The sequence below is a fragment of the Iamia sp. SCSIO 61187 genome (genome assembly GCF_019443745.1).
Classification (GTDB): domain Bacteria; phylum Actinomycetota; class Acidimicrobiia; order Acidimicrobiales; family Iamiaceae; genus Iamia.
This window is the reverse complement of record NZ_CP050948.1, coordinates 694960-711189: the sequence shown is the minus strand read 5'-3', so window position 1 is coordinate 711189 and position 16230 is coordinate 694960. Positions and strand designations below refer to the sequence as shown.

At 71.2% G+C, this 16230-nt stretch carries 9 protein-coding genes; 1 reads left to right on the top strand and 8 read right to left on the bottom strand.

Features of this window, described 5'->3' with window-relative positions:
- Positions 1-26: 26 nt before the first annotated feature.
- The 3 genes from fusA to HC251_RS03335 all read right to left on the bottom strand — a co-directional run bounded on the left by fusA (position 27) and on the right by HC251_RS03335 (position 3663).
- Complete coding sequence (fusA, locus tag HC251_RS03345) at positions 27-2108, bottom strand: elongation factor G (protein WP_219943908.1); 2082 nt, start codon at positions 2106-2108, stop codon at positions 27-29.
- A 152-nt stretch (positions 2109-2260) separates the two neighbouring features.
- Positions 2261-2734 (bottom strand): 30S ribosomal protein S7, encoded by a 474-nt coding sequence (rpsG, locus tag HC251_RS03340; RefSeq protein ID WP_219943907.1) that lies wholly within the window; start codon positions 2732-2734, stop codon positions 2261-2263.
- Positions 2735-2916: 182 nt separating this feature from the next.
- Positions 2917-3663, bottom strand: coding sequence for a TetR/AcrR family transcriptional regulator (locus HC251_RS03335; protein WP_255566588.1), 747 nt, complete (start codon positions 3661-3663; stop codon positions 2917-2919).
- A gap of 98 nt (positions 3664-3761) precedes the next feature.
- Between HC251_RS03335 and HC251_RS03330 the strand changes: the two genes are divergently transcribed.
- Entirely contained in the window at positions 3762-4934 is a 1173-nt protein-coding gene (locus HC251_RS03330; protein WP_219943905.1) for an aspartate carbamoyltransferase, read from the top strand.
- A 104-nt stretch (positions 4935-5038) separates the two neighbouring features.
- Here the strand turns inward: HC251_RS03330 and HC251_RS03325 are convergent, their stop codons facing one another.
- The 5 genes from HC251_RS03325 to HC251_RS03305 form a co-directional block, all read right to left on the bottom strand.
- A complete protein-coding gene (locus HC251_RS03325) occupies positions 5039-9061 on the bottom strand; it encodes a DNA-directed RNA polymerase subunit beta' (protein ID WP_219943904.1) in 4023 nt (1340 codons plus the stop codon).
- 91 nt (positions 9062-9152) lie between these two features.
- Entirely contained in the window at positions 9153-12809 is a 3657-nt protein-coding gene (locus HC251_RS03320; RefSeq protein ID WP_219943903.1) for a DNA-directed RNA polymerase subunit beta, read from the bottom strand.
- A 285-nt stretch (positions 12810-13094) separates the two neighbouring features.
- Positions 13095-14225 carry an alanine racemase gene (gene alr, locus HC251_RS03315; RefSeq protein ID WP_219943902.1) on the bottom strand — a complete coding sequence of 377 codons (1131 nt, stop codon included), beginning with the start codon at positions 14223-14225 and terminating at the stop codon, positions 13095-13097.
- 11 nt (positions 14226-14236) lie between these two features.
- Complete coding sequence (locus HC251_RS03310) at positions 14237-14692, bottom strand: CBS domain-containing protein (protein WP_219943901.1); 456 nt, start codon at positions 14690-14692, stop codon at positions 14237-14239.
- A gap of 13 nt (positions 14693-14705) precedes the next feature.
- Entirely contained in the window at positions 14706-16088 is a 1383-nt protein-coding gene (locus HC251_RS03305; RefSeq protein ID WP_219943900.1) for an NAD(P)H-hydrate dehydratase, read from the bottom strand.
- Positions 16089-16230 lie beyond the last annotated feature (142 nt).

Below are 16230 nucleotides of genomic sequence, written 5' to 3'. Positions count from 1 at the left end.
ACTTGCAGGTACGGGACGTGCGGGGGCTACTCGCCCCGGATGCGCTTGACGATCTCTTCCTGGACGGAAGCCGGCGTCTGCTGGTACGAGTCGAACTGCATCGTGTACGTGGCCCGACCCTGGGTCCGCGAACGCAGGTCGGTAGCGTAACCGAACATCTCCGACAGGGGCACGGTGGCGTTGACCACCTGGCTGTTGCCGCGCTGCTCCATGCCGCCGATCTTCCCTCGACGGGAGGACAGGTCGCCGATGACGTCGCCCATGTAGTCCTCGGGGGTGACGACCTCGACCGACATGATCGGCTCGAGCAGGACGGGCTTGGCCTTGCGGGCCGCCTCGCGGAACCCCATGGTGCCGGCGATCTTGAACGCCATCTCCGAGGAGTCGACGTCGTGGGCCGAGCCGTCGACCAGGCGGGCCCGGACGTCGACGGTCGGGAACCCGGCGAGCACGCCGGTGGTCATGGCCGCCTGCATGCCGGCATCGACCGAGGGGATGAACTCCTTGGGGATGCGGCCGCCGGTGATCTTGTCCTCGAACTGGTAGCCGCCACCGGGGCCGGTGGGCTCGAGCTCGATGACGATGTGGGCGAACTGGCCCGAGCCACCGGTCTGCTTGACGTGCCGGTAGACGACCTTGCCGGTGTTCTCGGTGATGGTCTCGCGGTAGGCGACCTGCGGCTTGCCGACGGTGGCGTCGACGCTGAACTCCCGCAGCATGCGGTCGACCAGCACCTCGAGGTGCAGCTCGCCCATGCCGGAGATGACGGTCTCGCCGGTCTCCTCGTCGGAGCGGACCTGGAAGGTCGGGTCCTCCTCGGAGAGCGAGTAGAGGGCCTTGCCCATCTTGTCCTGGTCGGCCTTGGTCTTGGGCTCGACGGCGACGTGGATCACGGGCTCGGGGAACTCGAGGCTCTCGAGGATGACCGGGGCCTTCTCGTCGCACAGGGTGTCGCCGGTGCGGGTGTCCTTGAAGCCGATGCCGGCGACGATGTCGCCCACGCCGACGCTGTCGAGGTCCTCGCGGTTGTTGGCGTGCATGAGCAGCAGCCGGCCCACCCGCTCCTTCTTGGAGGTGCGGGTGTTGAGGACGGTGCCGCCCTTCTCCAGCGAGCCGGAGTAGACGCGGAAGTAGGTCAGCTTGCCGTGGGGGTCGGCCACGATCTTGAAGGCCAGGGCGGCGAAGGGCTCGTCGGCCGACGGCTTGCGCACGACCTCCTCGTTGCCCTTGGGCGACATGCCCTCGACCGGCGGGGTCTCGAGCGGCGACGGCAGGTAGTCGACGACGGCGTCGAGCAGCTGCTGGACGCCCTTGTTCTTGAACGCCGAGCCGAGCAGCACGGGGACGAGGCCGTCGTTGATCGTGGCGTTGCGGATGACGGCGCGGATCTCCGAGGGCGGGATCTCGGCCTCGTCGAGGATCTTCTCCATGAGGGCGTCGTCGTAGTTCGACAGGACGTCCATCAGCTCTTCGCGGTACTGGTCGGCCTGGTCCTGGAGGTCGGCCGGGATGTCGACGGCCTCGTAGGGCGAGTCCTTGTCGTCGCCCTTCCACTGGATCGCCTTCATCTCGACCAGGTCGACGATGCCGGAGAAGTTGCCCTCGCTGCCGATCGGGAGCTGGAGGATGGCGGTGGTGGCGCCGAGGCGGTCGACGATGGAGTCGGCCGCCTTGAAGAAGTCGGCGCCCAGGCGGTCGAGCTTGTTGACGAAGCACATCCGCGGGACGCGGTACTTGTCGGCCTGCTTCCAGACGGTCTCGGTCTGGGGCTCGACGCCGGCGACGCCGTCGAACACGGCGACGGCCCCGTCGAGGACGCGCAGGGAGCGCTCGACCTCGACGGTGAAGTCGACGTGGCCGGGCGTGTCGATGATGTTGATGCGGTGGTCGCGCCAGAAGGTGGTGGTGGCGGCCGAGGTGATGGTGATGCCGCGCTCTTGCTCCTGGGCCATGTGGTCCATGACCGCGCCGCCCTCGTGGACCTCACCGATCTTGTAGCTCTTGCCGGTGTAGTAGAGGATCCGCTCGGTCGTGGTCGTCTTGCCCGCGTCGATGTGGGCCATGATCCCGATGTTGCGGTAGCGATCGAGGGGGGCGGTCTTCGCCATCTTCTTCTCAGTTCGTAGGGCTGGGTGCTCGGGTGAGCGGGTTCAGGGAGCGGTGGGTTGTCGCGGGCCGGGGCCGGACATGCGACGACCGGGCGGCGGCTGAGCCGGGCCCGGTCGCACGCTGGCCGGGGTGACCCCCGGTCGTCAGGGGCCTACCAGCGGTAGTGGGCGAACGCCTTGTTCGACTCGGCCATCTTGTGCATGTCCTCGCGGCGCTTCACGGCCGCGCCGATGCCGTTGGAGGCATCGAGGATCTCGTTGGCGAGGCGCTCGGACATGGTCTTCTCGCGGCGCTGGCGGGCGTAGCCGACGAGCCAGCGGATGGCGAGGGCGGTGGCCCGGCGGGGCCGGACCTCGATCGGCACCTGGTAGGTGGCGCCACCGACGCGGCGGCTCTTGACCTCGAGCGACGGTCGGATGTTGTCGATGGCCTTCTTGACGACACCGAGCACGTCGTCGGTGCCGGACTTGCTCTCGACGATGCCCAGCGCGTCGTACACGATGCGCTCGGCCAGCGAGCGCTTGCCGCGCTGCATGATCTTGTTCACCAGCTGGGTGACCAGCACGGAGTGGTGGACGGGATCGGGCGTGAGCTCACGGCGGGGCGCGGGACCCTTGCGGGGCATGGTTCAGACTTCCTTGTCAGCGCCGCACGGCGGCAGGGTGGGGAGCACGCGTCGACCTCGGATGCGCAGGCGAGTGGAGCCCGGGACGATCCGCCCCTGGGCCGGCTGACCATGCTACGGGCGCACCCCTCCGACCATCAACTCCGGTCAGCAGGGGCGGAGGCGATCCGGGGCGGGCTCCGTCAGTCCGGGTCGGGGGCGATCGGCCCGGTCGCGGCCAGGCGACGGACGTGGTCGGTGGCCCAGGTGTGGTCCGCCGGGCCCATCCCCCACCCCCGGACGAGGTCGCTCCAGGCGGTGCGGGTGAGCCGCCGGTGGTCGAAGGCGTCGCCGTCGAGGTGGCGGAGGTGGTCGGTGAGCAGGACGCCGAGCAGCGCCGACGCGGCCACGATGACCCGGTCCATGACCGGTCCGTCGGTGATGACGTCGGCGGCCGCGGCGGCGGCGACGACCTCGTGGCCCATCCCCAGCAGGGTCATGGCCGAGCTGGTGGCCTGCTCGACCTCGGGCACGGCGACGGCCTCCCGCTCGGAGAGCACCGAGAGGAGGAGGTGGGACTCCTCGGGGAAGGCGTCCCAGGCGGCGACGAAGAACTCCCCGAAGAGGACCAGGTCGGCGGCGGCCACGTCGCGGGACGTGGCGGCCCGGGCCGCCAGCTCGTCGTGGCTCCGGCTGCGGACGGCGACGAACGAGCGGACGATCCGGCGGACGGCCACGTCCTGGAGGTCCGCGACCAGGACGCCCTTGGAGGAGAAGTGGGTGTAGACGGTGCCCACCGAGCAGCCGACCCGGTCGGCCACCGCCTGCATGGTGAGCCCGGCGGTGCCCTCGCGTGCCACGATGCCCATGGCCGCGCCCAGCAGCGCGGCTCGACGCGCCAGGCGGCGCGCCTCGCGTCGGTCTCCCCCGACGACTGGGACAGTGCCCACCGCCGTCACCCCGCCCACAGTACGCCATGGGCGCAACCCCCTCCCCGGCGCCGGGGCGGGCCGGCAGGCGGCGGGACGGCGTCTCCTACAGTGCCGGCATGGATCTGTCGCCGTACGAATCCCGCATCGAGCGCCCGATCCGGAGGAAGATCCCCGACCTGGTCTCCAACGGGCGACTGAAGCACCTGATCTTCTCCGAGCAGCTGTCGGCGGAGCTGATGGGCGAGCTGTTCGCCACCGCCGACGCCGTGCACGACCTGTCCTCGGACGAGGACGGCGCCCGCTTCCTGCAGGACCTGCTGCGCCACAAGAAGGCGATGCTCTACTTCACCCAGACGTCGACCCGGACGTTCCTGTCGTTCGTCGCCGCGTGCCAGACGCTGGGGATCTCCTACGCCGACATCCGGGACCCCAAGATCTCCTCGGAGTACAAGGGCGAGTCGCCCCTGGACTCGGTCCGCATGTTCAGCTCGTACTTCGACGTGATCGTGATGCGGGACCGCACGCCCCGCTTCGCCGAGGCCTGCGCCTACATGATGAACGACGACCGGGACATCCCGATCGTCAACGGCGGGTCCGGCGCCGACGAGCACCCCACCCAGGCCCTGCTCGACATGTACACGATCGAGCGGGCCTTCACCTTCCGGTCCCCCACCGACTCCTCCAAGCGCACCTGGTACGAGGAGCTGCGCCAGGACCACCCGACGCTCCGCCGGGGCATCCCCGGCAAGCGCTTCGCCTTCGTGGGCGACATCGGCCGGGGCCGGACGGTCCGGTCGCTCGCCATCCTCCTCGCCCACCACCCCGACGTGCAGCTCCACTTCGTCGCCCCCGACGTCGACGGGCTCCGCCTGTCGACCGAGCTGAAGGACCGCCTGACCCGCGCCGGGGCCGAGGTGTTCGAGCACACCCGCATCGACGACGTGCTCGCCGACGCGGACCTCGTCTACATGACCCGGGTGCAGCACGAGCACGACGCCGCCGACGGCCCCGAGGTGGACTGGTCCGACTTCCAGCTCACCGCCGAGCGGGCCCGCCGGATGCGGGCCTACGCCCCCATCCTCCACCCGTTCCCCCGGAACACCGAGATCCCCTTCGAGGTCGACGCCGACCCCCGGGCCACCTACTTCGAGCAGGCCCGCAACGGGATGTGGGTGCGGGCCGCCCTGCTGGCCCACCTGTTCGGCGTCGAGCGCCGGATCCTCGACCAGCACCGGGCCGTGTTCGGCCAGTACCACGACTACAACGAGGGCGTGCTCCGGGCCCGGTAGCCCGGACGCGACGAACCCGGCACCCGTCCGGACCCCACGCGCGACGAACCCGGCACGGAGGTGCACCTCTGCGGTGCGCTTCCGTGCCGGGTTCGTCGGGAGTGCTAGCTGGCGGCGCCCTCGTCGGGGACGGCGGTCAGCTCGGGGCCGTCGCCGGCCACGGTGGCCTCACCCCGGAGCGAGCCCGAGATGCTCGCCAGGTACGAGCTGGCGTCGAAGTCCTCGTCGCCGAAGCCCTCGCCACCGTCGGAGGAGTAGAACGCCATCGGCTCGTACTCGGGAGCGTGGGTGCTCACGTCCCGGTACTGCGGCATGCCCGTCCCGGCGGGGATGAGCTTGCCGATGATGATGTTCTCCTTCAGGCCGAGCAGCGAGTCCGAGCGGGACTCGATGGCGGCCTCGGTGAGCACCCGGGTCGTCTCCTGGAAGGAGGCGGCCGACAGCCACGAGTCGGTCGCCAGGCTGGCCTTGGTGATGCCCATGATCTCGTCACGGGCCTCGGCCGGCTGCTTGCCCTCCTCGACCAGGACGCGGTTGGTGTCCCGGAAGGTCTTGCGGTCGACCCGCTCGTCGGGCAGGAACTCCGAGTCACCGGGGTCCGAGATGGCGACGCGGCGGGTCATCTGCCGGACGATCAGCTCGATGTGCTTGTCGTGGATCGACACGCCCTGGTCCCGGTAGACCTTCTGGACCTGCTCGACCAGGTAGCGCTGCGTCTCGCGCAGGCCCTTGATCTCCAGCAGCTCCTTGGGGTCGCGGGGGCCGGGGACGATGTCGTCGCCGGCCTTGACCTCCTGGCCCTCCTCGACGGCCAGACGGGCCTGCATCGGGACGGTGTGGACCTCTTCGGTGCCGTCGTCGCCGACGATGGTGATGACCCGGCCCTTGCCCTCGTCGTCGCCGACGCGGACCACACCCGAGGTGCGGGCCAGGGTGGCCTTGCCCTTCGGGCTGCGGGCCTCGAACAGCTCCACGACGCGGGGCAGACCGCCGGCGATGTCGCCGCCGCCGGTGGCGACGCCGCCGGTGTGGAAGGTCCGCATGGTCAGCTGGGTGCCGGGCTCGCCGATGGACTGGGCGGCGATGACGCCGACCGCCTCGCCCACCTCGATGGCCCGGCCGGTGGCGAGGGACATCCCGTAGGAGAGGGCCGAGACGCCGGTGACGGAGTCGTCGGTGAGGGGCGAGAGGACGCGGACGCGGGTGACGCCCTCGTCGTCGCGGATGCGCTCCATCTCCCGCTCCATGACGGTGGTGCCGGCCGGGATGACCGACCCGTCGGAGAGGGTGACGTCGGCGGCCAGGACCCGGCTGAACAGGCGGGTCTCGAGGTGGGTCCGCTTGGCCGGGGTGTCGGGGTAGACGTCCTCCAGCCAGATGCCCATCACCGGCGTGCCGGTGGCCTCGGCCCGGGTGAACGGGTCCTCGTCGTTGATGATGAGCTCCTGGGCCACGTCGACCAGGCGCCGGGTGAGGTAGCCCGAGTCGGCGGTGCGGAGGGCGGTGTCGACGAGGCCCTTGCGGGCGCCGGGGGTGGCGATGAAGTACTCGAGCATCGCCAGGCCCTCGCGGAAGTTCGACTTGATCGGGCGGGGGATCATGTCGCCACGGGGGTTGGCCACCAGGCCACGCATGCCCGCGATCTGGCGGACCTGCATCATGTTCCCTCGAGCACCGGAGCCGACCATCATCTCGATGGGGTTGAACTGCTCCTCGCGGAGGCCGACCTCCATGTCACGGCGCACCTCGTCGGTGGCCGCGGTCCAGATCTCGACCTCCTTCTGCCGCCGCTCGCCGTCGGTGATGATGCCCTTGCGGAACTGGTCCTCGACCTTCTGCGCCCGGACCTCGTGGGCCTCGAGGATGCCGGCCTTGCTCTCGGGGGTCTTCACGTCGTCGACCGAGATGGTGATCCCGGACTTGGAGGCGAACCGGTAGCAGAGGTTCTTGATGGCATCGAGGCTCTCGGCCACGACCGCCTTGGGGTACCCGTGGGCGAGGTCGTCGACGATCTGGCCCATGACCTTCTTGTCGACGCGCTGGTTGATGTAGGCGATCTGGGCCAGCGGGTTGCCCTCGGGGTCGAGCAGGGCCTGCTCGGGGCGGGGCAGGGCGTCGTTGAAGATCAGGCGACCGGGGGTGGTCTCCAGGTCATCGACGACGCGCTCGCCGTCCTCGGACTCGGTGACGGTCCGGAGGGTGATCGGGGCGTGGAGGCTGACGTGGCCGTCCTCGTAGGCCCGCTCGACCTCGTGCAGGTGGCGGAACACGCGGCCCTCGCCGAGCGCCCCCTCGACCTTCTCGGTGAGGTAGTAGCCACCGATGATGAGGTCCTGGGTCGGGGTGACGAGCGGCCGGCCGTGGGCGGGCGACAGCACGTTGTTGGCCGACAGCATGAGCACCCGCGCCTCGGCCTGGGCCTCCGACGACAGGGGCAGGTGGACGGCCATCTGGTCGCCGTCGAAGTCGGCGTTGAAGGCGGTGCACACCAGGGGGTGGATCTGGATGGCCTTGCCCTCGACCAGCACGGGCTCGAAGGCCTGGATGCCGAGGCGGTGCAGCGTGGGGGCCCGGTTCAGCATGACCGGGTGCTCCTTGATGGCCTCCTCGAGCACGTCCCAGACCTGCGGGCGGCGCCGCTCGACCATGCGCTTGGCCGACTTGATGTTCTGGGCCAGCTCGGCGTCGACCAGCTTCTTCATGACGAACGGCTTGAACAGCTCGAGGGCCATGATCTTGGGCAGGCCGCACTGGTGCAGCTTCAGGGTCGGGCCGACCACGATGACCGAACGGCCGGAGTAGTCGACGCGCTTGCCGAGCAGGTTCTGGCGGAACCGGCCCTGCTTGCCCTTGAGCATGTCGGAGAGCGACTTCAGCGGGCGGTTGCCCGGGCCGGTGACGGGCCGGCCGCGGCGGCCGTTGTCGAACAGGGCGTCGACGGCCTCCTGCAGCATGCGCTTCTCGTTGTTCACGATGATCTCGGGGGCACCGAGGTCGAGGAGGCGCTTGAGCCGGTTGTTCCGGTTGATGACCCGGCGGTACAGGTCGTTGAGGTCCGAGGTGGCGAAGCGGCCACCGTCGAGCTGGACCATGGGCCGCAGCTCCGGCGGGATCACCGGGACGACGTCGAGGATCATGGCGCCGGGGTTGTTGATCCGGCGGCCGTGCTCGTCGCGGCGGTTGAAGGCGGCGACGATCTTCAGGCGCTTGACGGCCTTCTGCTTGCGCTGGGCCGACAGGGGCTTGCGGCCCTCCTCGGGGTCGAGCGCCTCGCGGAGCTTGACCTCCTCGACGTCGAAGTCGATGCGGTCGATGAGCTGCTTGATGGCATCGGCGCCCATGCCGCCCTCGAAGTAGTCCCCGTAGCGGTAGACCAGCTCGCGCCACAGCATCTCGTCGTCGATGATCTGGCGGGCGAACATCTTGGAGAACTCGTCGAAGGCCCGGTCGAGGGTCTCGAGCTCCACGTCGTACTGCTCGCGGACGATCGCCTGGTCCTTCTCGAAGGCCTTGGTCCGGGTCTTGAGGTCGGCGTCCTTGGCCCCCTCCTTCTCCAGCTCGGCGATGGCCTTCTCGTGGTCCTCGAGCATCTGGGCCAGCTCGAGGTCGCGCTTCTGGGCCAGCTCGTCCTTCTCGATGTTCTTCTCGGCCTCGAGGTTCGGCAGGTCCTCGTGGCGGCGCTCCTCGTCGACCCAGGTCACGAGGTTGGCGGCGAAGTAGATGACCTTCTCCAGCTGCTTGGCCTTGAGCTCCTCACGGACCTCGGTGCCCATCAGCAGGTAGGCCAGCCACGACCGGGTGCCGCGGAGGTACCAGATGTGGACGGTCGGGGCGGCCAGCTCGATGTGGCCCATGCGCTCGCGCCGGACCTTGGAGCGGGTGACCTCGACGCCGCAGCGCTCGCAGATGATGCCCTTGAACCGGACCCGCTTGTACTTGCCGCAGTAGCACTCCCAGTCCTTGGTCGGACCGAAGATCTTCTCGCAGAAGAGCCCGTCCTTCTCCGGCTTGAGCGTGCGGTAGTTGATGGTCTCGGGCTTCTTGACCTCGCCGTTGGACCACGTGCGGATGGAGTCCGCGGTGGCGAGACCGATCTTCAGCTGGTCGAAGTCGTTGACATCCAGCATCAGCTAGAGGTCCTTTCCCCGCCGCGTCCGGCAGGCATAGGTGTGTTCTTGTGCGATGAGAGAGAGGTGGAGATGAGGGGGAGGCGGGCGCTCAACGGGAGGCCCGCTCGGCGGCGCGGCGCTCGTCGTCGTCGTCGGAGCCGCGCTCGGGACGGGAGAGGTCGATGCCGAGCTCCTCGGCCGTGCGGAACACGTCCTCGTCGAGCTCGCGCATCTCGATCTCCTCACCCGACTTGGCCAGGACCTCGACGTTGAGGCACAGGGCCTGCATCTCCTTGATGAGCACCTTGAAGCTCTCGGGGATGCCGGGCTCGGGGATGTTCTCGCCCTTGACGATCGCCTCGTAGACCTTGACCCGGCCCAGGACGTCGTCGGACTTGATCGTGAGCAGCTCCTGCAGGCAGTAGGCGGCGCCGTAGGCCTCGAGGGCCCACACCTCCATCTCGCCGAAGCGCTGGCCACCGAACTGCGCCTTCCCGCCCAGCGGCTGCTGGGTGATCATCGAGTAGGGGCCGGTGGACCGGGCGTGGATCTTGTCGTCCACGAGGTGGGCCAGCTTCAGGATGTACATGTAGCCCACGGTGATGGGCTTGTCGTAGGCCTCGCCGGTGCGCCCGTTGTAGAGGGTCGTCTTGCCGTCGGAGCCGATCATGCGGCCGCCGTCGCCGTACTCGGCGTAGGGCGACTCGGGGACGAGGTTCTCGAGGGCCTGCTGGATCGTGGCGTGCTTGCCCGCCTGGTTCTCCTCGTCCCAGTGGGCGCCGTCGAACACCGGGGTGGCGATCAGCGTGGCCGGGCGGGTGGTCGGGCGGGTCTTGGCCTCGGTGCCCCGGATGGGGGCGTCGCCGGCGCCGGGGCGGGGGCCCCGGACGGCCTGGACCTCGTTCCAGCCCCACCGGGCGGCGTAGCCGAGGTGGGCCTCGAGGACCTGGCCCACGTTCATGCGGGACGGGACGCCGAGGGGGTTGAGGATGATGTCGACGGGGGTGCCGTCGGCCAGGAACGGCATGTCCTCGACCGGGAGGATCCGGGAGATGACGCCCTTGTTGCCGTGGCGGCCGGCGAGCTTGTCGCCCACGCTGATCTTGCGCTTCTGGGCCACGTAGACCCGGACCAGCTCGTTGACGCCGGGGGGCAGCTCGTGGCCGCCGTCGCGGGTGAACACCCGGACGTCGATGACCTTGCCGGACTCGCCGTGGGGCACCTTCAGCGAGGTGTCGCGCACCTCGCGGGCCTTCTCGCCGAAGATCGCCCGCAGGAGGCGCTCCTCGGGGGTGAGCTCGGTCTCGCCCTTGGGCGTGACCTTGCCGACCAGGACGTCGCCACCGTCGACCTCGGCGCCGACGCGGATGATCCCGCGCTCGTCGAGGTCGGCGAGGATGTCCTCGGAGAGGTTGGGGATGTCCCGGGTGATCTCCTCGGGGCCGAGCTTGGTGTCACGGGCGTCGATCTCGTGCTCGTGGATGTGGATCGACGTGAGCACGTCGTCCTTCACCAGGCGCTCGCTGAGGATGATGGCGTCCTCGAAGTTGTAGCCCTCCCACGGCATGAAGGCCACGAGCAGGTTCTTGCCCAGGGCCAGCTCGCCGTTGTCGGTGCTGGGGCCGTTGGCCAGGATGTCGCCGGGGACGACCTTGTCGCCCTCGGAGACGACGGGCCGCTGGTTGATGCAGGTGTCCTGGTTCGACCGCTCGAACTTGAGGAGCTTGTAGACCTTGCGGCCCTTGCTCTTGTACTCGACGGTGATGTGGGTGCCGTCGACCTCGGTGACGACGCCGTCGTCGATGGCGATCAGCATGTCGGCGGCGTCGCGGGCGGCCTTGCCCTCGATGCCGGTGCCGATGAACGGCGCCTCGGCCCGCAGGAGCGGGACGGCCTGGCGCTGCATGTTGGCGCCCATGAGCGCACGGTTGGCGTCGTCGTGCTCGAGGAACGGGATGAGCGACGTGGCGACCGAGACGATCTGCTTGGGCGAGACGTCCATCATCTGGACCTCGGTGCCGGGGACGGCCGAGATCTCGGTGGTGGCGCCGAAGAAGACGTCGCGCTCGAGCTGGAGCTTCAGCTCGCCCAGGGTCGCCGCCTGCGGGGAGCGGCGGACCAGGACCCGGTCGTCGGCGAAGGTGCGGTCGTCGTTGAGCTTGGCGTTGGCCTGGGCGACGACGTACTCCTCCTCCTCGTCGGCGGAGAGGAAGACGATCTCGTCGGTGACCTTGCCGTCGATGACCTTCCGGTACGGCGACTCGAGGAAGCCGAAGCTGTTCACCCGGGCGTAGGTGGCGAGGTAGCCGATGAGCCCGATGTTCGGACCCTCGGGGGTCTCGATGGGGCACATGCGGCCGTAGTGGCTGAAGTGGACGTCGCGGACCTCGAAGCCGGCGCGCTCACGGCTCAGGCCACCCGGGCCGAGGGCCGAGAGGCGACGGCGGTGGTTCAGGCCCGAGAGCGGGTTCACCTGGTCCATGAACTGCGACAGCTGGGAGGTCCCGAAGAACTCCTTGATCGCCGCCACCACGGGCCGGATGTTGATCAGGGACTGCGGCGTGATGGCCTCGACGTCCTGGGTGGTCATGCGCTCCCGGACGACCCGCTCCATGCGGGACAGGCCGATGCGGACCTGGTTCTGGATCAGCTCGCCGACCGACCGGATGCGGCGGTTGGCGAAGTGGTCCTGGTCGTCGAGGCGGTAGCCGGGCTCGGCGTCGACCAGGTGGAGGAGGTAGGTGGTGGCCGCCAGGACCTCGCAGCGCGACAGCACCGGCTGGTCGGGGGCGGCGTCGCCCTCGTCGGTGACCTCGGCGGTGCGGGTGGGCCGGTCCAGCTCGAGCATGGGGAAGGTCTGCTCGAGCCAGTCGAGCTCGCCCCCGAGCTTGCGGTTCAGCTTGTAGCGCCCGACCCGGCTGAGGTCGTAGCGGCGGGGCTCGAAGAAGGCGTTGCGGAAGTAGGCCTTGGCCGACTCCGGCGACGGCGGCTCGCCCGGGCGGGCGCGCTTGTAGATCTCGATCAGCGCCTCCTCCTGGGTCGGAGCGAGGTCGCGGTCCTTCTCCCACTGGCCCTCGAGGAAGTCGAACTCCCGGACGAAGGCCTCGAGGAACCCGGGCGCCTGCTCCTCGTCGTAGCCGAGGGCGCGGAGCAGGACGAACAGGCTGAGGCGGCGCTTGCGGGCCACCCGGGTGCCGGCGGTGACGTCCTTGCCCGGCTTCTGCTCGACGTCGAACTCGATCCACTCACCGCGGTAGGGGTGGATGGTGCCGGTGACGAGCTGGTGCTTCGACAGGTTGCGGAGGCGGAAGCGCTCGCCGGGCTGGAAGATCACGCCGGGCGAGCGGACGAGCTGCGACACCACGACGCGCTCGGTGCCGTTGATGATGAAGGTGCCCTTCTCCGTCATCATGGGGAAGTCCCCCATGAACACGGTCTGCTCCTTGATCTCACCGGTGTTCTGGTTCATGAACCGGGCGCGCACGAAGATCGGCGCGGCGTAGGTCATGTCCTTCTCCTTGCACTCCTCGACCGAGAACTTCGGCTCGGGGCGCAGGTCTTCGTCCTCGGGATCGAACTCCAGCTCGAGCTGGAGCGTCTCGGTGAAGTCCTTGATGGGACTGATGTCCCGGAAGGTGTTGGCCAGACCCTGGGCCAGGAACCACGCGAAGGAGGTTCGCTGGATGGCGATCAGGTCGGGGAGCTCGAGGACCTCGTCGAGGTTCGCGAAGGAGTAACGATCCCGGATGGTGGGACGAGCAGACAAGGCCTCTCCTCAGAGAAGGAAGGTGATCACGCGGCGCTGGCCGCGCTGTGCCACCAGACGCTCCCGTGCCGAAAGGGCGGGAGGACGGAGCAGACAGTCACGGCAACGGACCACACTAGGGGTCGACGTGCACCGGGAGCAACCCGCGCGTGAAGAGGCCGGACCCGCCGGCGGGCAGGTCCTCCGAAGTTCCGGCGAGGGTAAGCCCCCCACCCCCACAGGTCAAGGATCCCGTGCCCCTCGACCACGGTGCGTGACCGGGCGCCGACGGTGGTGCCGGCGGCCCTAGCCGTTGCCGGTGTGGGTCCTCGGGAGGCGGGGGCCGAGGCCGCAGGTGATCTCGTAGCCGATGGTGCCCAGGCGCTCGGCCCAGTCCTCGGCGGTGATCTCCTCGTCGCCCTGCCGGCCGATGAGGACGACCTCGTCCCCGCGGGCGACGGCGGAGCCCGGGCCGCAGTCGACCAGGATCTGGTCCATCGTCACCGTGCCGGCGATGCGGCGGCGGCGGCCGCCGACGAGCACCTCGGCCCCCAGGCCGCCGAGGCGGCGGCGCACGCCGTCGGCGTAGCCGATGGGCACGGTGGCCACCACGGTGTCCTCCTCGGGCGCCCAGCGCAGGCCGTAGCTGACCCCCTCCCCCGCCGCGACCGTCTTGACGTGGGAGACGGCCGACACCAGCCGGAGGGCCGGGCGCAGCTCGACCATCCCGGCGACCTCCGGCGACGGGGCGATGCCGTAGATGGCGATGCCCGCCCGGACCAGGTCCAGCCGAGCGGCCGGGTGGGCGATGAGACCGGCCGAGTTGGCGGCGTGGCGCTCGGGAACGGCGATCCCCGCCACCTCGACCGCGGCGACGGCCTCGTCGAAGCGCCGGAGCTGGACGGCGGTGAGCTCGCGCTCGGGCTCGTCGGCCACGGCGAGGTGGGTCCACACCGAGGCCAGGCGGAGCGCCGGGGCCCGGTCCACGGCGGCGGCGAGGGCCACGACGTCCTCGGGGGCGGCCCCGACCCGGTGCATGCCGGTGTCGACCTTCAGGTGCACGGCCTGCGGCCGGTCGGCGTCGGCGGCCACGGCGGCCAGGGCGGCGATCACCTCGGCCGAGTAGACGGTGGGCTCGATCGCGGCCTCGACCACGGCCCGGGCGCCGGCCACGGGCGGCTCGGACAGCAGCAGGACCCGGGCGTCGATCCCGGCGGCCCGGAGGGCCTGGCCCTCCTCGACGAGGGCCACGGCCAGCCCGGCGGCCCCGGCGCCGAGGGCGGCGCGGGCGACCGGGACGGCGCCGTGGCCGTAGCCGTCGGCCTTCACCACCGCCCACAGCGGGGTGGGGGCGGCGAGGGCCCGCAGCGCACGGACGTTGGCGGCGACGGCCTCCAGGTCGACCTCGACCCGGCTGGGCCGGATCCGGGCGTCCACCGGGGGAACCCTCAGGCCTGGGCGATCATGGCCCGGATGATGTCGCCCCGGGCGAGGATGCCGAGGAGGCGTCCGTCGTCGTCGACCACGGGCAGGCGGGACACGTCGTGGGTGTGCAGCAGCGTCGCCGCGTCCTCGAGGGTCTCGTCGGGGCCCACCGTGTGGGGATCGTGGGTCATCACGTCGGCGACGGTGCCCCCGAGGGCCCGGCGCAGGTCCTCCTCGAAGCGCTTGCGCTCGCCGGGGAGCTCGATGCTGGCGCCCAGCAGGCTGAACACCGTCGGCACGTGGACCTGGCCCTCGGCCACGATGAGGTCCCCGGTGCTGAGCAGGCCCACCACCCGGCCGCCGTCGACCACGGGGGCGGCGTCGATGCCCCGGTCGACGAGGGCGCGCATGGCGGCCTCGACGGTGTCGTCGGGCGCGAACGTCAGCACGTCGGTGGTCATGGCGTCGCGCACGGGCATGCTTCGGGGCACGTCAGTCCTTCGGGGGGTGGTCGTCTCCGGGCGGGAGCTCCGCCAGGGCGGCGGGCAGGTGGGCGGCGACGTCGCTGGCCACCAGGCCGCGGCGCCAGGCTAGGGCCCCCGCCCGACCGTGGAGGTGGGCGGCGGCGGCCGCCGCCTCCAGCGGCGCGACCCCCTGGGCCAGCAGGGCGGTGAGGACGCCGGTCAGGACGTCACCCGTCCCGGCGGTGGCGAGGCGGGCGTCGCCGGCGGTGGCCAGGAGGACCCGTCCGTCGGGGGCGGCGACCACGGTGGTCGGGCCCTTGGCCAGCACCGTCGCCCGGCGTCGGGCGGCGAGGGCGCGGACCTCGGCGATGCGGTCGGGGGCGCCGGGGTCGCCGCCCAGGCGGGAGAGCTCGCCGTCGTGGGGGGTCAGCACGAGCGGCGGCCCGTCCGCCCTGTCCCCGGGCGCCTCGGCGAGGGCTGCGAGGCCGTCGCCGTCGACGACGAGGGGCGGCCGGCCGGGGGCGGCGGCGACGAGGGCCAGGACGGCCGCCGCCGCGGCATCGCCCCGGCCCAGCCCGGGCCCGACGCCGAGAGCGGCGACCCGGTCGACGTCGGCGAGGACCGCGTCGGCCCAGCCCGCTTCGGGCAGGTCGATGCCGACGACCTCGGTGGGGGCGCCGGGGTCGCGCTCGAGGCCCGGGGTCGACAGCCGGACGTAGCCGGCGCCGGCCCGCTGGGCCCCGGCGGCGCTCAGGTGGGCGGCGCCGGTCATGCCCGGCGAACCGGCCACGATCCAGACCGCGGCCTGCCACTTGTGGGCGGCGCGGGCCCGCTCCGGCAGCCAGCCGGCGACGTCGGCCGGCTCCACCACGTGGGCCCGGGCGGTGCTCGTGTCGAGGCCGATGTCGGCCACGACGACCTCGCCGGCGAGGGAGGGACCGTCGGCGAGGAGGAGGCCGGGCTTGAGGGCGGCGAAGGTGACGGTGAGGGCGGCCGCCCACGGGCGGCCGTGGGCCTCGCCGGTGAGCCCGTCGACGCCGGAGGGGATGTCGACGGCGAGGACGGGGGTGCCGGACGGGACCGGCGGCGGGGTCCACTCGCCGCGGAAGCCGGTGCCGAAGCCGGCGTCGACGAGGAGGTCCGCCTCCGGCAGCTCGTCGGGCAGGTCCGTGGCGTCGAGCTCGACCACCCGCACCCCCCGCCGCCGGAGGCGGCGTGCCGCCGACCGGCCGTCGGCGCCGTTGTTGCCCTTGCCGGCCACGACGACGACCCGCCGGCCGTAGGTGCCCCCGAGGAGGCCCAGTGCGGCGCGGAAGGTCGCCTCCCCCGCCCGCTCGACCAGCACCGCGACCGGCTCGGGGGCGGCCGCGTCGATGGCGCCCATCTCGGTGGGGGTCACGACCGGGATCACCGGCTCATGGTGCCCCATCGGCCGCGCCTTCCCCACCGCCCTCCGCCCCGGGCGGGGCTTCTGAGCCAGCCGTCGGCCACCGGTGGCCGACGGCTGGCTCAGAACGGTGCTGACCGCAGGCGGGGGGCGTGCGGGGCCCGGA